Source organism: Pseudomonas nitroreducens TX1, assembly GCF_000313755.1.
In the GTDB taxonomy this organism is placed as follows: domain Bacteria; phylum Pseudomonadota; class Gammaproteobacteria; order Pseudomonadales; family Pseudomonadaceae; genus Pseudomonas; species Pseudomonas nitroreducens_A.
In genome coordinates this window covers 1-16,474 of record NZ_AMZB01000085.1, presented here as the reverse complement: position 1 = coordinate 16,474, position 16,474 = coordinate 1, and the positions used below count along the sequence as shown (strand labels likewise).

The following is a 16,474-nucleotide window of genomic DNA, read 5'->3' as shown; positions in this document are numbered from 1 at the left end:
CAATGAATGCGAAAACCCAGGAACTGGCCTTGAACAAGGCCGTCGAGAAACGCCCGACCACCGCGCTGTCCGCCCTGTGGAAACCGGCGCTGCTGCAGGCCGTCGTCAAGCTCGACCCGCGCCAGCTGCAACGCTCGCCGGTGATGCTGGTGGTGGCCCTGACCGCCGTGCTGACCACTGTGCTCTGCGTAGTCGGTGGTGAAGCTGTACCGACTTTCGTTGCCGTGCAGATCGCCGTATGGCTGTGGTTCACCGTGCTCTTCGCCAACTTCGCCGAGGCTCTGGCCGAGGGCCGTGGCAAGGCCCGCGCGGACAGCCTCAAGGCTGGCACCCAGGGACTGCAGGCGATGCGCCGCACCAGCAGCGGCAACTTCGAGAAAGTCGCCGCCAGCAGCCTGCGCAAGGGTGACGTGGTGCGCGTCGAAGCCGGCGAGCTGATCCCCGGCGACGGCGAGGTGATCGAAGGCGTGGCGGCGGTCAACGAAGCCGCCATCACCGGTGAATCCGCGCCGGTGATCCGCGAGTCCGGCGGCGACCGCTCGGCAGTGACCGGCAACACCCGGCTGGTCTCCGACTGGCTGCTGGTGAAGATCACCGCCAACCCTGGTGAGTCCACCCTCGACCGCATGATTGCGCTGGTGGAAGGCGCCAAGCGCCAGAAGACCCCCAACGAAGTCGCGCTGGACATCCTGCTGATCGGCCTGACGCTGATCTTCCTGCTGGTGGTGGTCACCCTGAAGCCCTTCGCCCTGTTCGCTGGCGGCAACCTGCCGCTGGTGTTCCTGGTGGCGCTGCTGGTGACCCTGATCCCCACCACCATCGGCGGCCTGCTCTCGGCCATCGGCATCGCCGGCATGGACCGCCTGGTGCGCCTGAACGTCATCGCCAAGTCCGGCCGCGCCGTGGAAGCGGCAGGGGACGTGCATGTGCTGATGCTCGACAAGACCGGCACCATCACCTTCGGCAACCGCCGCTGCAGCGCCCTGCACACCGCTCCCGGCGTACAGCCGCTGGAGCTGGCCGAGGGCGCCTTCCTCGCCTCGCTGGCCGACGACACGCCCGAGGGCAAGTCCATCGTCGAGTTCCTCCGCGCGCAGATCATCCTGCCCGAGCCTGACCGCAGCCGCGTGACACCAATTGCCTTCAGCGCCGAGACGCGCCTGTCGGGGATCGACGTCGACGGCCACGTCTACCGCAAGGGTGCGGTGGACGCCGCGCTGGCCTTCGTCGGCCTGGATCGCTCGCAGATGCCGGACAGCCTGGCCAAGGAGATCGAGCGCATCGCCCAGAGCGGCGGCACGCCCCTGCTGGTGGTGGCCGACGGCAAGTTGCTGGGGGCGATCCACCTGAAGGACGTGGTCAAGCCGGGCATCCGGGAGCGCTTCGCCGAACTGCGCCGCATGGGCATCCGCACCGTGATGGTGACCGGCGACAACCCGCTGACCGCCGCGGCCATCGCCGCCGAAGCGGGTGTGGACGATGTGATTGCGGAGGCCACGCCGGAGAAGAAGCTGGCACGCATCCGCCAGGAGCAGGGCGAGGGTCGCATGGTCGCCATGTGCGGCGACGGCGCCAACGATGCTCCAGCGCTGGCGCAAGCAGACGTCGGCATGGCCATGAACGACGGCACCCAGGCTGCCCGCGAGGCCGCCAACCTGGTAGACCTGGACAGCGACCCGACCAAACTGCTGGACGTGGTGCAGGTGGGCAAGGAGCTGCTGGTAACCCGTGGCGCGCTGACCACCTTCTCGGTGGCCAACGACGTGGCCAAGTACTTCGCCATTCTTCCCGCGCTGTTCGCCGGCATCTACCCGCAGCTGGGCGTGCTCAACGTGATGAAGCTGGCCAGCCCGCAGAGCGCCATCCTCTCCGCCATCGTGTTCAACGCGCTGATCATCGTCGCGCTGATCCCCCTGGCCCTGCGCGGCGTGCGCGTGCAGGCCAGCGACGCCTCGCAGCTGCTGCGGCGCAACCTGCTGATCTACGGCGTCGGCGGGCTGCTGGCGCCGTTCGTGGGGATCAAGGTGATCGACATGATTTTGGTCGCCGTGGGCCTGGCTTGACGGGCTTCGTTGATCGACTGACGGGAGGCGTTGGTGCCTTGCGCCCTCTCCCTAACCCTCTCCCTGAAGGGAGAGGGGACCGTCCGGTGATATCGGGAAATGTGGAGCTCGCCGGATGCTCCGAACAACTCTCTCTCCCGTCAGGGGGAGGGCGGGGGAGAGGGTAGACAGCCCCGCTCCTAACCCAACAGAGGAACACCAACATGCTCAACCAACTCCGCCCCGCCATCGCCTCGCTGGCCCTGCTCAGCGTCGTCACCGGCGTCGCCTATCCGCTGGCCGTCACCGCCATCGCCCAGGTGGCTTTCCACGACCAGGCCAACGGCAGCCTGGTACGCGACGATCAGGGTGTCGTGCGCGGCTCGGCATTGATCGCGCAGAAGTTCGACGGCGCCCAGTGGTTCCACCCGCGCCCATCGGCCGGTGATTTCGCCACCGTCTCCAGCAGCGCGAGCAACCTCGCGCCCGGCAACCCGGCGCTGGCAGAGCGCATTGCCAAGGATGCCGCCGCCCAGCAGATCGGCGCGCAGCCGGTGCCGCTGGCGCTGGTCACCACCTCCGGCAGCGGCCTCGACCCGCAGCTGCCGCCCGCCGCCGCGCTGTACCAGGTGCCACGCATCGCCCTGGAGCGCGGCGTACCGGCCGCGAGCCTGGAGAAGCTGGTGGAGGCGAACACCGAGCGCCCGCTGATCGGCCCCGCCGTGGTCAACGTACTGGCGCTGAACATGGCCCTGGCCAGCCTGCCTCGCTAGACTCCAGCGCCAGAGCCGTCCAGGTCGATGCACAAGGTCACCAACCTGCAGCGGACCGCTCCCTCTCCCTTAAGGGAGAGGGCTGGGGAGAGGGGGCTCTCCCTGGCAAACCATCAAGCGAGCGCCGAAAGCGCCCCCGAGGATATCGACATGACCGACCCCAACCGCGCTGACGCCCTGCTGGCCGACCTGCCCCCCGTAGGGCGTGGCCGCCTCAAGGTATTCCTCGGCGCCGCGCCGGGGGTCGGCAAGACCTACGCCATGCTGCTGGCCGCCCAGAGCCAGCTGCGCCAGGGCGTCAAGCTGCGCGTCGGCGTCGTCGAAACCCACGGCCGCGCCGAGACCGAAGCCCTGCTCGCGGGGCTGCCGCAGCAGGCGCTCAAGCGCTCGGTCTACCGTGGTATCACCCTGGAGGAAATGGACCTCGACGGCCTGTTGGCCGATCCGCCGACGCTGGTGCTGGTGGACGAACTGGCACACAGCAACGCTCCGGGCAGCCGCCACGCCAAGCGCTGGCAGGACATTCAGGAGCTGCTGTCCGCCGGCATCGATGTCTATACCACGGTCAACGTCCAGCACCTGGAAAGCCTCAACGATCAGGTGCGTGACATCACTGGCGTGCAGGTGCGCGAAACCGTACCCGACTGGGTGCTGCAGGAGGCCTTCGAACTGCTGCTGGTGGACCTGCCGCCGCGCGAGCTGCTGGAGCGCCTGCGCGAGGGCAAGGTCTACGTGCCCGAGCAGGCCCGCGCCGCCATCGACGCCTTCTTCAGCCAGACCAACCTTACCGCGCTGCGCGAGCTGGCCATGCAGACTGCCGCCGCGCGGGTGGATGCCGACCTGGCTCATCGTTATCGCCAGCAGGGCAGCGAGGCGCCCGCCGTGCGCGGCCGTCTGCTGGTCGGCGTGGATGGCGAGCACAACGCCGAGCGCCTGGTGCGCCATGCCAGCCGCGTGGCCGAGCGTCGGCACCTGCCCTGGTCGCTGGTGCACGTGGAGACCGGTGAGCCGCGCAGCGAAGAGTCGCGCATGCAGTTGCAGAACGCCCAGCAACTGGCCGAGCGTTTGGGGGGCGATGTGGTCGAACTGCGCGGCGGAGAGGTCGCACGAACCCTGGTCGAACACGCCAAGGAGCGCCGCGCCACGCTGGTTCTGGTCGGCCGCTCGCGGCAGCGCTGGTATCGCCAGCTGTTCGGCGGCGGCCTTGCCGCGCGCCTGCTGCGCCTGGGCGACGGCCTGGAGATCAGCGTGCTCGACAGCGAGGCCGACCTCGCGCCACCCAAGGCTCGCCCGCAAACGCCGTGGCCCTGGGGCAACTACGCGCTCGCCGCGCTCGCCGCCGGCTGCGCCAGCGCCCTGGCCTGGGGCGTCGCCAGCGTGCTGGAGCTGCCGAACATTTCCCTGGTATTCCTCGCCGCCGTGCTGCTGGTGGCGGTACGCAGCAGCCTCGGCCCGGCGCTGGCCTGCGCGGTGCTGTCGTTCCTGGCCTACGACTTCCTGTTCATCCCGCCGCACTTCTCCTTCTCCATCCAGCGCGAAGAGGACGTGCTGACCCTGCTGTTCTTCCTGCTCATGGCCGGCCTCACCGGCAACCTCGCGGCCCGCCAGCGCCGACAATTGCAGGCGCTGCGCGAGACGCAGGAAGAAACCAGCCAGATGCTCGAACTGTCGCGCAAGCTGACCGCCGCCACCGACCGCCAGGCGGTGATGGCTGCCGCCGCGCAGCAACTCGGCGGTTGGGAGGGCCTGGATATCTGCCTGCTCGGCCGGGTCAACGGCGAGTGGAAACCCGAGGGCGGCCTCAATCGCGCGCTGGAAGACCAGGAGCGCGCCGCCGCCGATTGGGCCTGGCAGCACGACCAGCCCGCCGGCCTGGGCACCGGCACGCTGCCGGGCGGGCGCTGGTGGTGGTGGCCGCTGTCCGGCGAGGACGGCCCGCTGGCGCTGCTGGGCGTCAGCCCACGCGATTCGCAACCGTTGTTCGGGTCGCGCCGCCGCCTGCTGGCTGCTCTCGGTCAACCGCTGGCGCAGGCCTTGGCCCGTGCGCGTCTGGCGGAAGACCTGGAAGCTGCGCGCCTGCATGGCGAAACCGAACAACTGCGCAGCGCGCTGCTGGCCTCCGTCAGCCATGACCTGCGTACGCCGCTGACCTCCATGCGCGGCGCCATCGACAGCCTGCTGGCCTTGGGTGACGCAATCCCGCCGCCGGATCGCCGCGAACTGCTGGAAAGCACCCGCGACGAGGCCGAGCGCCTGGACCGCTACATCCAGAACCTACTGGACATGACCCGCCTCGGCCATGGCGGCCTGAAGCTGTCCCGTGACTGGGTGTCGCCCGGCGACATCGTCGGCAGCGCGCTCAGTCGCCTGCGCGCGGTGGTTGCCCCGTACCGTGTGGAAACCCGTGTGCCGCCGGAACTGCCGCTGCTCCATGTGCACGCCGCGCTGATCGAACAGGCGCTGGTAAACGTGCTGGAAAACGCCGCGCGCTTCTCGCCGCCCCAGGGCCGCCTGCGGGTGGCGGTGGAGCAGGGCGATGACGAGTTGCGCTTCCTGGTCAGTGACGAAGGGCCCGGCATTCCGCCGGCCGAGCGCGAGAAGATCTTCGACATGTTCTACACCGCTGCGCGCGGCGACCGCGGTGGGCAGGGCACCGGGCTGGGCCTGGCGATCTGCCAGGGCATGGTCGGCGCCCATGGCGGTCGGATCACCGTCGAGGACGGCATTGATGGGCGCGGCACCACCCTTGTGCTGCACCTGCCGTTGCAGCAGCAGCCGGACCTGGAGCAACTTGATGCTGCTGTCTGAAAGGCTCAAGCTGGACGCCCCCAGTCAGTCCGGGCTCCCAATGAACGCCAGCGCTGCCACCATCCTGGTCGTCGACGACGAACCGCAGATCCGCAAGTTCCTCCGCATCAGCCTCAGCGCCGGTGGTTACAAGGTGCTGGAGGCCGGCACCGGCGAGGAGGGCCTGGCCCAGGCCGCGCTGGGCCGTCCGGACCTGGTGGTGCTCGACCTCGGCCTGCCGGACAAGGACGGCCAGGACGTGTTGCGTGAGCTGCGCGAGTGGTCGCAGGTGCCGGTGTTGGTGCTCTCGGTGCGCGCCAGCGAAAGCGAGAAGGTGCTGGCGCTGGACAGCGGCGCCAACGACTACGTGACCAAACCCTTCGGCATCCAGGAGTTTCTCGCGCGCATCCGTGTGCTCCTGCGCCAGGGGGCGAGCGGCGAGACGCAGGAAGCGGTGGTTGCGGTCGGCCCGCTGAGCGTGGATTTCTCCTATCGTCGCGTACTGCTCGATGGCGAGGAAGTCTCGCTGACCCGCAAGGAGTACGCCGTACTGTCGACCCTGGCGCGACATATCGGCCGGGTGGTGACCCAGCAGCAGTTGCTCAAGGATATCTGGGGGCCGACGCACACCGAGGACACGCATTACCTGCGGGTGGTCGTTGGCCATCTCCGCCAAAAGCTTGCTGACGACCCGGCGACACCGCGTTTCATTGTCACTGAAGCTGGTGTTGGCTACCGCTTGCGCGAGGCCTGACCTCGCGCATTCCTCTGCTGCGCGGGCAATGCTCACGATCGCGCCCATGGGGCGCTCCTACGAGTTGCGACATTAGCCTTCGTTGGTCAGCAGCCAGTCGGCGATATCCCGTTTGCCATTAAGCACTCGCCAGACATCGATGTGGTCGGCTCGCTCAATGAAGAACACCAGGTGTGGATAGCGTTTCAGAGGCCAACTGCGCAGGCCTGGAATGTTCAGTTCGTGGGCATATCGTGAAGAGGCTGTTGAGGGGTTTCGTGCAATCAACTGATAGGCGCGTTGTAGCTCGTCAATGAAGCCGAAGGCGGCCTTCTCGCCACCTTCGCTCAGATAGTATTCCAAGGACTCTGCGACATCCCGCCGGGCTATGGCCCGGGGTCTGACCGGGCGAGCTTTCACGAATCGCGCCTGCGCACGCGGTCACGCAGCGCTTCGAAGTAACCATCATCCACGGCTTCACCTGGCTCGGATGCAGCACCGGCCAGAAGTAGCTCTCGCAGGTGCTGGCGGTCCTGGTCCTTGCGGATCAGCTCGCGTACATATTCGCTACTGGTGCCGTAGCCGCGTTGGCTGACCTGATCATCGACGAAGCCTTTCAATGCTTCAGGCAGGGAAATATTCATCGTGCTCATGCCGGCTCTCTTGGAAATGGCAAAATTTGCCAAAGCATACGCCGTTTACCTCGCGTGGCAAAAGCCTTCCGCTGGTCGGTCAATACGGATTCTCCGCCTCATACCGATCCAGCGTATCGCTGGCGATCTGCCGGCCGAGGGCGATGAGTTCGGGGGCCTTGTAGAATTCGAAGAAGCGGCACACGCGCTTGGGAACGTTGATCAGGATGTCCGGCGGGTAGCCGGCGATCTTGTACTGGGCCAGCGACGTCTGCATCACCTCGAAGCTCTGGTTCACCAGTTCCAGCAGCGAGGCCGGGCTGCTGCTGTCGATTACGTGGCTGCCGGTGGCCGAGCGCGGCGAGCCCATCGCCTGCGGGGCGGCGGCGGGTTGCTGCATTTCCGGCTCGGCGGGCTCTTCGGAAGCCGCCGGAATTGGGTGGAGCAGGGCGTCGGCGATCAGCTCGGGTGGCGGCTCGACTTCGCCGCGGCGGAAGAAGCTCAGCTTGTTCGACAGCCCGGATATCACCGAGTCGAAGCGGCCTTTCAGCGCTGCCGGGCGCTCGATCACCGGCAGCGAATACTGGCGCTGGTTGGTGGCGTTGAGGTTGACCGCTATGATCAGGTCGGCGTGGGTCGAGACCACCGGGACGATCGGCAACGGGTTGAGCAGGCCACCGTCAACCAGCATGCGGGTGCCCTGCATGACCGGGGTGAACAGGCTGGGGATTGCCGCCGAGGCGCGCATGGCCTGGTGCAGGCAGCCTTCCTGGAACCAGATTTCCTGCTGGTTGGTGAGGTCGGTGGCCACCGCCGTGTAGGGAATCGGCAGCTGTTCGATGTCGATCTCGCCAAGAATTTCGTGGATCTTGCCAAAGACCCGCTCGCCGCGAATGGCGCCGAGACGGAAGCTGACGTCGAGCAGGCGCAGCACGTCGAGGTAGTCCAGGCTTTCCACCCAGTCGCGGTACTCGCCCAGCTTGCCGGCGGCGTAGATGCCGCCGATCACCGCGCCCATGGAGCAGCCGGCGATACACACCACTTCATAGCCGCGTCGTTCGATCTCCTCGATCACTCCGATATGCGCATAACCGCGCGCGCCGCCGGAACCGAGTACCAGCGCGATCTGTTTTGACATGGGGCAACTCCGCGTGACGAACCCTGCGACGATACGCCGGGGGCAGCGGCCGCGCCAAGCCGGGCTTTGCTAGAATCGCCGTTTGATTTCCCTGCCGGAGCCTCCTGATGAGCGAACCGATCCGCCTGACCCAGTACAGCCATGGTGCCGGTTGTGGCTGCAAGATTTCTCCCAAGGTCCTGGAGGTCATTCTCGCGGGCAGCGGCGCGCAGAACCTCGACCCCAAGCTGTGGGTCGGCAACGCCTCGCGCGATGACGCCGCCGTCTACGAAATCGACGCCGAGCGTGGCGTGGTGTCCACCACCGACTTCTTCATGCCGATCGTCGACGATCCCTTCGACTTCGGCCGCATTGCCGCCACCAACGCCATCAGCGACATCTACGCGATGGGCGGCGACCCGCTGATGGCGATCGCCATCCTCGGCTGGCCGGTGAACGTGCTGGCGCCGGAAATCGCCCGCGAGGTGATCGCCGGCGGTCGCAAGGTCTGCGATGAGGCGGGCATCCCGCTGGCCGGCGGCCACTCCATCGACGCGCCCGAGCCGATCTTCGGCCTGGCGGTCACCGGCATGGTCGAGAAGCGCTTCATGAAGCGCAACGACACCGCCACTGCCGGCTGCAAGCTGTACCTGACCAAGCCGCTGGGCATCGGCATCCTCACCACCGCCGAGAAGAAGGCCAAGCTGCGCGCCGAGGACGTGGGCGTCGCCCGCGACTGGATGTGCACCCTGAACAAGCCCGGCGCGCGCTTCGGCAAGCTCGGGGGCGTGAAGGCGATGACCGACGTCACCGGTTTCGGCCTGCTCGGCCATCTGGTCGAGATGGCCGACGGCAGCGGCCTGACTGCCCGCGTCCGCTACGATGCCGTGCCGCGTCTGGCCAGCGTCGAGTACTACCTCGAAGCCGGCTGCGTGCCGGGCGGCACCCTGCGCAATTTCGACAGTTACGGCGAGCGCATCGCGCCGCTGCCCGAACTGCACAAGCTGCTGCTGTGCGACCCGCAGACCAGCGGCGGCCTGCTGGTGGCGGTGGAGCCTGCAGGCGAGGCGCAGTTCCTCGCCACGGCGAAAGAGCTGGGCATGGAGCTGTCGTCCATCGGCGAACTGGTTGGCCGACAGCGTCACGCGGTTGAGGTGGCGTGATGCGCGACAACACCCGCCACTACCGCGAGCTGTTCCTGTGTGATGTGAGGATGATGGACGTGCGTGCCCCGGTCGAATTCGGCAAGGGTGCGTTCCCCAACGTGGTCAACCTGCCGCTGATGAACGACATCGAACGGCAGAAGGTCGGCACCAGCTACAAGCAGCACGGCCAGCAGGCGGCCATCGCCCTGGGCCACGAGCTGGTCTGCGGCAAGCTCAAGGCCGAACGCATCGAGGCCTGGGCGAACTTCGCCAGGGCCAATCCCGGGGGCTACCTGTACTGCTTCCGTGGCGGCCTGCGTTCGCAGATCACCCAGCAGTGGCTGAAGTCCGAGGCGGGCATCGACTACCCGCGCGTGGTCGGTGGCTACAAGGCGATGCGCGGTTTCCTCTTCGACACCACCCGCGCCGCTGTCGAGGAATGCCAGTTCGTATTGGTGGGGGGCCTGACCGGCACCGGCAAGACCGAGGTCATTGCCCAACTGGCCAACAGCCTGGACCTCGAAGGCCACGCTAACCATCGCGGCTCCGCCTTCGGCCGTCGCGCTACGCCGCAGCCGGCGCAGATCGATTTCGAGAACCGCCTGGCCATCGACATCCTGAAGAAGCGCCACGCCGGCATGGAGCAGTTCGTGCTGGAAGACGAGGGGCGCATCGTCGGTAGCTGCTCGGTGCCGCTGGAGCTCTACCAGGGCATGCAGCACTATCCGCTGGTGTGGCTGGAAGACAGTTTCGAGCAGCGCGTGGAGCGCATCCTGAAGGACTACGTGGTCGACTTGTGCGCGGACCATGTGCAAGTGGTGGGTGAAGAGGGTGGCTTCGACTCTTTCGCCGCCTACCTGCGCAAGAGCCTGTCGGGCATCGTCAAGCGCCTGGGAGGCGAGCGTTACCAGCGCTTGGCGGCGATCATGGATGCGGCCCTGGAGGAGCAGAAGCGCAGCGGCGCGGTGGACCTGCACCGGGGGTGGATCGAGGGGCTGCTGGGCGAGTACTACGACCCGATGTACGCCTTCCAGCGCGAGAGCAAGGGCGAGCGCGTGGAGTTCCGTGGGACGCAGGACGAGGTGGTGGAGTATCTGAGGTTCCGCGCGGAGCGTTAGCTCTTTTGTAGGAGCGAGCTTGCTCGCGAACAGATTTCGCTCCTACAAACAAAGCGCTCGGCGCTATGGGCACCTGACTGCATCCGGCTTTTGTAGGAGCGGACTCTGTCCGCGATCGCCTCAACGCCGCAGCGGAATCAGCGGCTCTTGCCGTCATACTCCTTCACCGTCAGCCCCGACAGCTCAACGCCGGGCAGGCAGCGCACGTTGATCGCCGCCATCGGCGTGCCGTCCGGCGCGCTGGCGTAGGCCAGCGGAGCACAGCCGCAGGTGGGGCAGAAACGATGCTCGATGCGGTGGGTGTTGAACGTATAGGTGCTCATCGCACTCTCAGGAGTCGTCAGCTTCAGCTTGCCGCGCGGTACGAACCACAGCAGCGAACCCTTGCGCCGGCAGATCGAGCAGTTGCATGACACGACGTCACCGACATCCCCTTCCACTTCGAACGCGATCTGCCCGCAATGACAGCTGCCCTGGTGCACCATGGTCCTTCTCCTCGCCGGGTTAACCCGTGGGCAAACAGTGTAGTAGTCGCTTGAACGCCGTCCGTCCGGTGGCATACTGCGGCGCCGTCCGGCAGGCCTTTGCGCCGCGTTCTAAGCTGGATTCACCCCCGAATACTTCCAGGAGTTTCGTCATGCCGCGCATTCCCGTGATCATCGCCCTGCTGCTCGCCGTCGCCGGCTGCTCGGGCAAGACCGTCAACCGCGACAGCTGTGCTTCGCAGCTGGACGCCGCCTGGCACGAGCTGGACCTGGCCAAGGCTGAAGGTTTCGCCGGCACCGTCAGCTACTCCAAGGCCGTCGGCCTGCTGACCGCCGCCAAGACCCAGCAGCAGGTCGAGGCTTACACCGGTTGCTCCGACAAGGCCAGCCGCGCGCGCTTCTACATCAAGGAATCCCGCGCCGGCCGCTGAACCGCGCACCGCCGGGCCGCGTGAAGCGGCCCGCGCTTTCCCTATCGCATCGCCCGGATTTCGACATGCAACTCGACTTCACTCAACTGTCCAAGGCTGAGGCCTACCGCTGGCTGGCCTCCACCGTCACGCCGCGGCCGATCGCCTGGGTGACTACGCTGTCCGCGGACGGCCAGAGCAACCTCGCGCCGTTCAGCTTCTTCCAGGTCATCAGCGATTCGCCGCCGACCCTGCTGGTCAACACCAGCGTGCGGGAGGATGGCAGCGTCAAGGACACCCTGCGCAATGTGCGCGAAACCGGCGAGCTGGTAATCCACCTGGTCAGCGCCGCCCAGGCCGAGGCCATGAACGCCACCGCCGCCTGGCTGCCTCACGGTGATAGCGAGATCGAGCACGCCGGCATCGCCACCGTGCCCAGTGAACGCGTGGCGCCGCCCCGCATCGTGGGTGCGCCGGTGGCCTTCGAATGTGAATTGACGGAAATTATGCCGTACCCGGCACAGAACCCCTCCAGCATGCTGATCTTCGCCCGCGTGCTGCTGGCGCACATCGACGAGTCGGTGATGCAGGACGAGCGCCACGTCGACCCGGCGAAGCTGGATCTGGTGGGCCGCCTGGGCGGCACCCAGTACAGCTACACCCGCGATACCTTCAGCATGATTCGCCCCAGGTAAGTGCGTGTGCCTGGCGCTGCGGCGTCAGGCGAACTCCAGTTCCAGGCCGAGATGCCAGTGGATGCCGCCCATGTGCGCCACGTCCAGCCGCTCGCCGAGGGCGAAGAGTTCCGAAAGCAATTCGTCGCGGCGGTCGAGTACCAGCGCATTGCCATGAATCAGGCTGACGATGCCATGCACCAGGCGCCAGCCGGCCTGGGCATCGAACCAGCAGTCCAGCCATTCGCCCTTGACCTCATCGCAGGCCAGCGGGCAGACGAAGCTGCGAATCGGCATGTGTCCGCGAGCCAGCAGCAATGGGTCGAGGCGGCGCTGCTCGCGATACAGCTCCGGCAGTTGGAGTGGGTAGGCGAATCCCGCCAGCGGGCGTTGTAGAACCAGTTGGTAGTAGGCATTCATCCGAGCACCTGATAGGGACAGTCAGGTGTCGGAATCTGAGCGGTCGGGCTGTCAGCTTGCTGTCGGCAGTTTCCGTATCCGCGCGAGGAAAGTCCTGTTAAGTGTTCTGGATGCGACCTCCGCGTATCTCTGTGCAGCATCACCGTGCCATCACCGTCGCGCCCTCTATCCAGTCGGTGGGCGGTACTCCTAATGTTCCGGCCAAAAGCAGCGATAACGATCAGGAGACCTTCGGGGATTTCCTGCAACGCCATTGCGGATGGGGGGAGAAGCCATGTTTGCCTTCGTGCAGCGTCGTCTGGCCGATATGGGAACGGCGAAGAAACTGGCCATCGGCTTCGGCCTGGTGCTGTTGTTGACCGCCGTGGTGGCGGCGATCGGCGTGACCGCGCTACGGACGATTGCCCAGCGCTTCGACCTGCTCGGTGACATGTCGACCATCAACCGTGAGTTGCTGGAGATGCGCCAGAGCGAGAAGGACTTCGTCATCGATGCCAGCGACGCCTCCGCCAAGCGCCTGCGCGAGCACGCCGGGATGCTCGGCGAGGCGGTGGCGCGGCTCAAGGCCCAGGCGGGCGAGGCCGCTGCGATGCAGCAGGTGGAGCAGGGCATTGCCGACTACCTGGCGGCGTTCGAGAAGTTCGAGAAGTCCAGCAAGAGCCGGCGCCTGTCGCTGGACGCCGCCACCTGGTCGGTGAACGGTGCGTCCAACAGCCTGGACATCCTGCAATCCAGCCTGGCCGATGACGGTGCCTACGAGCTCAAGGACTCCCAGGGCCAGAAGGGCGAGGAACTGTTGCAGCAGGCCGCCCAGGTCAGCCAGCTCTATCGCCTGGTGCTGCAGGGCCTGGACGAGGCGCGCTCGCGCCTGGACGCGGGCGGTGACGAAAAGACCGGCGAGGAGAAAGCCGAGGGTGGCCGCATCAAGTCCGCCGCCGAGGCGCTGGAGCTGTCCGCCAAGTTGCAGGAGGTCATCACCGACCCGACCTACGTCTCGGTGCTCAAGGATGTCATCACCAACATCAACGCCTTCGTCGAGAAGCTCGACGACTACACCGCCAGCCTCGAGCAGGAGAAGCAGGTCCACGCGCAGATGAACGAGCGCGCGGCCCAGGTCATGCGGCAGGTCGACGACGCCTACGCCGCCCAGCGTGCGGCCATGCAGACCCAGCTGCGCACCAACACCCTGCTGATCATCGCTTCGGCGGCATTGGCACTGCTGGTGGGCGCGCTGGCTTCGCTGCTGATCACCTGGATGATCGTTCGCCCGCTGCGCCAGGTGATCGGCATGGCACGTCGCATTGCCGAGGGCGACTTGAGCGTGAGCGTGGAGGTTCGGCGCAGGGATGAAGTCGGCCAGCTGATGGGCGCGGTCGGCAGCATGGCGGACAGCCTGCGGGCCATCGTCAGTCGCCTGAGCGACGGCGTGGGGCGTATCTCCGCCTCGGCGCAGGCGCTGTCCAGCGTCACCGAGCGCACCCAGCACGGGGTGAATAGCCAGAAGGCGGAGACCGACCAGGTCGCCACGGCGATGAACCAGATGGCCGCCACCGTCCATGATGTGGCGCGCAATGCCGAGGAGGCCGCCACCTCCGCCGAACAGGCCGACGGCAAGGTGGCCAGCGGCCAGGATGTGGTGCGCCAGACGCTCGGCCGCATCGAGCAACTGGCCGAGGCCGTGCGCGCGGCCACCCAGAGCATCGAGCAGCTTGGCCGTGAGAGCCAGAGCATCGGCAGCGTGCTGGATGTGATCAAGAACGTTGCCGAGCAGACCAACCTGCTGGCGCTCAATGCCGCCATCGAGGCCGCGCGGGCGGGCGAGCAGGGCAGGGGGTTCGCCGTGGTCGCTGATGAAGTGCGGGCACTGGCGCGGCGCACCCAGCAGTCCACCGCCGAGATCGAGACGCTGATCGCCGCCCTGCAGAACGGCGCCAGCACTTCGGTACAGCGCATGCAGCGCAGCCACGCCCTGGTGGAAATGACCGTGGGCGACGCGGTGCAGACCGAGGCTGCGCTGGGCACTATCGCTTCGGCGGTGGCGGTGATCCACCAGATGAACCAGCAGATCGCCGCCGCTTCCGAGCAGCAGAGCGCGGTGGCCGAGGAGATCAGCCGCAGCGTCAGCAGTATCCGTGGCATCGCCGACGAGTCGGCGCAGGCCATGGAGTCCACCGCGTCTTCCAGCGTCGAGCTGGCGCAGCTCAGCCGTGAACTACAGGGATTGGTCGGGCAGTTCCGCCTGTGACGCCCGGGCGCTGGCCGCCTGCTCGCGCTTGCGCTGCTGGTGCCAGCGCCGGTAGGCATTGACGCCCGCACGCACCGAGCTGAACACCAGCGGCGGCTTCACCTCGCCCAGGGCGCCGGAGCGCTTGATCATCGCCAGGGTTTCGCCAGTCACCCGCGCCAGCGACAGGTGCACGCCCTGCGCATCGAGGGTCTGTTGAACTTCCCGCAACGTCGTCAGGCCGCTGATATCCAGGTTGAGGATGCCCTCGGCATTGAGCAGCACCGCGCGCGCATTCGGCGTCTGCGTCACTACCTCGAGGATGCGCTGCTTGAAGTAGTCGGCGTTGAAGAACAGGATCGGCGCGTCGAAGCGGTAGATCACCAGGCCCGGCAGTGTATGCGCGTTGGGGTATTGCCCGACCTCCACCTGGCCGTCGATGCCATACACCCACCCCATGACCGCGTCGTGCGGGCGGTAGGTGAGGTACAGCAGGCGCAGCAGGGCGAGCATGATGGCGACGAAGATGCCCGGCAGCACGCCGACACTGAGCACGCCGGCGGTGGTCAGTACGCACAGGCCGAACTCGAACCGGCTCAGCGCCCAGAAACCGCGCAGGGCGCGAAAGTCGATCAGCCCCCAGCCTGCCATCAGCAGCACCGCGCCCAGCGCCGGCATCGGCACCCAGCCCAGCGGCTTGCTGAACAGCAGCAGGACCAGGCCGATCACCAGCGCGGCGACCACGCCGACCATCTGGCTCTTGCCGCCGACCATGTCGTTCACCGCGGTGCGCGAGTCCGCGCCGCTGATGACGAAGCCCTGGGAAATCCCCGCGCCGATGTTGGCCATGCCCAATGCCATGAACTCGTGATTGGCGTCGATGGCGTAACCGTGGCGAGCGGCGAAGCTGCGCGCGGTGAGCATGGCGCTGCAGAAGCTGACGATGGTGATGCCCATGGCATCGCGGAACAGGCTGCCCAGCTCCTCGTAGTTGGTCTTCGGCCAGCTCAGGTGCGGAAGGCCCTGCGGCACTTCGCCCAGCAGCTTGATGCCGTACTGGTCCAGGCCGAACAGAGCGGCGATGACCGAGGCGAAGAGTACGCCCACCAGCGCGCCGGGAATCTTCGGATAGCGGCGCGGCAACAGGACCATCAGCGCCAGGGTGCCGATGCCCAGTGCCAGGGTGGGGAAGTGGGTATTGGCGAGGTTGCGCGCCAGGGCGATCAGCCCGCGGATGAAGCCGCTGGTCTCGCTGTGGTAGCCGAGGATCTTGCCGAGCTGGCCGGCGATGAGGCTCAGGCCGATGCCGTTCAGGTAGCCCACCAGCGTGGGCCGCGAGAGGAAGCTGGCAACGAAGCCGGCGCGGGCGACACCGGCGGCGATGGACAGCGCGCCCACCAGTACGGCGACGATCATCGACAGTTGCAGCAGGCGCTCCGGATTGCCGGCGGCCAATGGCGTAATGGCCGCGGCGACCATCGCGGCGGTAGCGGCGTCCGGGCCGACCATCAACTGCCGTGAGCTGCCGACGACGGCGTAGATCAGCATCGGCAGGATGCAGGCGTAGAGCCCGACCTGGGGCGGGAAGCCGATGATCTGCGAATAGGCGATGGCGGTGGGAATCTGCACCGCTGCCACCGACAGGCCGGCCTGGATATCGCGCGGCAGCCAGTCGGAACGGTAATGCAGCAGGCTGTCCAGACCGGGCAGCCAACGGGCGAGGGACATCGGGGGGATCTTCCTTGGAATCGACCAAGGGAAATCCTAGCCGGAAAGGCTCAACAGGGCTTGTCGGAAATCATCGAGTTAGAGCAGGGAAGTGAGGACGGTGACTTGTAGGAGCGAGCTTGCTCGCGAATGTGCCTCCCGGCGGGGGCGGAGCTGGGCCGGTTCGCGAGCAAGCTCGCTTGTATG

General features: G+C 66.9%; 15 protein-coding genes and 1 pseudogene. 10 read left to right on the top strand and 6 right to left on the bottom strand.

The annotated features are described in order from the left end of the window. Positions 1-2 precede the first annotated feature (2 nt). The 4 genes from kdpB to C167_RS0106050 all read left to right on the top strand — a co-directional run bounded on the left by kdpB (position 3) and on the right by C167_RS0106050 (position 6,356). Positions 3-2,063, top strand: a complete 2,061-nt coding sequence (kdpB, locus tag C167_RS0106065) for a potassium-transporting ATPase subunit KdpB (protein WP_017517368.1) — start codon at positions 3-5, stop codon at positions 2,061-2,063. A gap of 203 nt (positions 2,064-2,266) precedes the next feature. Continuing rightward, the gene (kdpC, locus tag C167_RS0106060) at positions 2,267-2,815 is read left to right on the top strand and encodes a potassium-transporting ATPase subunit KdpC (RefSeq protein WP_017517367.1); all 549 of its coding nucleotides are present in this window, start codon (positions 2,267-2,269) and stop codon (positions 2,813-2,815) included. A 150-nt stretch (positions 2,816-2,965) separates the two neighbouring features. Beyond that, positions 2,966-5,623, top strand: a complete 2,658-nt coding sequence (locus C167_RS0106055; protein ID WP_017517366.1) for a sensor histidine kinase — start codon at positions 2,966-2,968, stop codon at positions 5,621-5,623. A gap of 40 nt (positions 5,624-5,663) precedes the next feature. Next, positions 5,664-6,356, top strand: a complete 693-nt coding sequence (locus C167_RS0106050) for a response regulator (protein ID WP_026078833.1) — start codon at positions 5,664-5,666, stop codon at positions 6,354-6,356. Positions 6,357-6,428: 72 nt separating this feature from the next. On the opposite strand, the gene C167_RS0106045 is transcribed toward C167_RS0106050, so the two are convergent. From C167_RS0106045 to C167_RS0106035, 3 genes are all read right to left on the bottom strand, one after another. Further along, positions 6,429-6,755: a type II toxin-antitoxin system RelE/ParE family toxin gene (locus tag C167_RS0106045; RefSeq protein WP_026078832.1), complete on the bottom strand. Its 327-nt coding sequence runs from the start codon at positions 6,753-6,755 to the stop codon at positions 6,429-6,431. Further along, complete coding sequence (locus C167_RS0106040) at positions 6,752-6,988, bottom strand: type II toxin-antitoxin system ParD family antitoxin (protein ID WP_017517363.1); 237 nt, start codon at positions 6,986-6,988, stop codon at positions 6,752-6,754. The genes C167_RS0106045 and C167_RS0106040 overlap by 4 nt, the downstream gene beginning before the upstream one ends. Positions 6,989-7,067: 79 nt before the next feature. Beyond that, entirely contained in the window at positions 7,068-8,105 is a 1,038-nt protein-coding gene (locus tag C167_RS0106035) for a patatin-like phospholipase family protein (RefSeq protein ID WP_017517362.1), read from the bottom strand. 107 nt (positions 8,106-8,212) lie between these two features. On the opposite strand from C167_RS0106035, the gene selD reads away from it, so the two are divergent. Together selD and mnmH are read left to right on the top strand one after the other, a co-directional pair. Then, positions 8,213-9,247 carry a selenide, water dikinase SelD gene (gene selD, locus C167_RS0106030; RefSeq protein ID WP_017517361.1) on the top strand — a complete coding sequence of 345 codons (1,035 nt, stop codon included), beginning with the start codon at positions 8,213-8,215 and terminating at the stop codon, positions 9,245-9,247. Then, positions 9,247-10,347, top strand: coding sequence for a tRNA 2-selenouridine(34) synthase MnmH (gene mnmH, locus C167_RS0106025; RefSeq protein ID WP_017517360.1), 1,101 nt, complete (start codon positions 9,247-9,249; stop codon positions 10,345-10,347). The genes selD and mnmH overlap by 1 nt, the downstream gene beginning before the upstream one ends. A 137-nt stretch (positions 10,348-10,484) precedes the next feature. On the opposite strand, the gene C167_RS0106020 is transcribed toward mnmH, so the two are convergent. Next, entirely contained in the window at positions 10,485-10,832 is a 348-nt protein-coding gene (locus C167_RS0106020) for a GFA family protein (protein ID WP_017517359.1), read from the bottom strand. 152 nt (positions 10,833-10,984) lie between these two features. Here C167_RS0106020 and C167_RS0106015 point away from each other — a divergent pair, with 152 nt between their 5' ends. Continuing rightward, a complete protein-coding gene (locus C167_RS0106015; RefSeq protein WP_017517358.1) occupies positions 10,985-11,263 on the top strand; it encodes a hypothetical protein in 279 nt (92 codons plus the stop codon). Between the two features lie 65 nt (positions 11,264-11,328). Next, positions 11,329-11,937 carry a flavin reductase family protein gene (locus tag C167_RS0106010; RefSeq protein WP_017517357.1) on the top strand — a complete coding sequence of 203 codons (609 nt, stop codon included), beginning with the start codon at positions 11,329-11,331 and terminating at the stop codon, positions 11,935-11,937. Positions 11,938-11,961: 24 nt separating this feature from the next. Here the strand turns inward: C167_RS0106010 and C167_RS0106005 are convergent, their stop codons facing one another. Further along, on the bottom strand, positions 11,962-12,336 hold the full coding sequence (locus tag C167_RS0106005; RefSeq protein ID WP_017517356.1) for a hypothetical protein: 375 nt from the start codon (positions 12,334-12,336) through the stop codon (positions 11,962-11,964). A 259-nt stretch (positions 12,337-12,595) separates the two neighbouring features. On the opposite strand from C167_RS0106005, the pseudogene C167_RS35440 reads away from it, so the two are divergent. Together C167_RS35440 and C167_RS35435 are read left to right on the top strand one after the other, a co-directional pair. After that, a pseudogene (locus tag C167_RS35440) lies at positions 12,596-13,726 on the top strand (HAMP domain-containing protein); the annotation flags it as partial. Further along, entirely contained in the window at positions 13,700-14,581 is an 882-nt protein-coding gene (locus C167_RS35435; protein ID WP_416775252.1) for a methyl-accepting chemotaxis protein, read from the top strand. The pseudogene C167_RS35440 and the gene C167_RS35435, both read left to right, overlap by 27 nt. On the opposite strand, the gene C167_RS0105995 is transcribed toward C167_RS35435, so the two are convergent. After that, positions 14,549-16,288, bottom strand: coding sequence for a SulP family inorganic anion transporter (locus C167_RS0105995; RefSeq protein ID WP_017517354.1), 1,740 nt, complete (start codon positions 16,286-16,288; stop codon positions 14,549-14,551). The genes C167_RS35435 and C167_RS0105995 overlap by 33 nt on opposite strands. Positions 16,289-16,474: the final 186 nt, after the last annotated feature.

Coding starts and splice junctions, on each gene's coding strand:
- C167_RS0106005 (WP_017517356.1), bottom strand. CDS start 12,336: ATGAATGCCTACTACCAACTGGTTCTACAACGCCCGCTGGCGGGATTC.
- C167_RS0105995 (WP_017517354.1), bottom strand. CDS start 16,288: ATGTCCCTCGCCCGTTGGCTGCCCGGTCTGGACAGCCTGCTGCATTAC.
- C167_RS0106020 (WP_017517359.1), bottom strand. CDS start 10,832: ATGGTGCACCAGGGCAGCTGTCATTGCGGGCAGATCGCGTTCGAAGTG.
- C167_RS0106050 (WP_026078833.1), top strand. CDS start 5,664: ATGAACGCCAGCGCTGCCACCATCCTGGTCGTCGACGACGAACCGCAG.
- C167_RS0106055 (WP_017517366.1), top strand. CDS start 2,966: ATGACCGACCCCAACCGCGCTGACGCCCTGCTGGCCGACCTGCCCCCC.
- C167_RS0106040 (WP_017517363.1), bottom strand. CDS start 6,988: ATGAGCACGATGAATATTTCCCTGCCTGAAGCATTGAAAGGCTTCGTC.
- C167_RS35435 (WP_416775252.1), top strand. CDS start 13,700: ATGGGCGCGGTCGGCAGCATGGCGGACAGCCTGCGGGCCATCGTCAGT.
- kdpC (WP_017517367.1), top strand. CDS start 2,267: ATGCTCAACCAACTCCGCCCCGCCATCGCCTCGCTGGCCCTGCTCAGC.
- C167_RS0106010 (WP_017517357.1), top strand. CDS start 11,329: ATGCAACTCGACTTCACTCAACTGTCCAAGGCTGAGGCCTACCGCTGG.
- C167_RS0106035 (WP_017517362.1), bottom strand. CDS start 8,105: ATGTCAAAACAGATCGCGCTGGTACTCGGTTCCGGCGGCGCGCGCGGT.
- C167_RS0106015 (WP_017517358.1), top strand. CDS start 10,985: ATGCCGCGCATTCCCGTGATCATCGCCCTGCTGCTCGCCGTCGCCGGC.
- mnmH (WP_017517360.1), top strand. CDS start 9,247: ATGCGCGACAACACCCGCCACTACCGCGAGCTGTTCCTGTGTGATGTG.
- selD (WP_017517361.1), top strand. CDS start 8,213: ATGAGCGAACCGATCCGCCTGACCCAGTACAGCCATGGTGCCGGTTGT.
- kdpB (WP_017517368.1), top strand. CDS start 3: ATGAATGCGAAAACCCAGGAACTGGCCTTGAACAAGGCCGTCGAGAAA.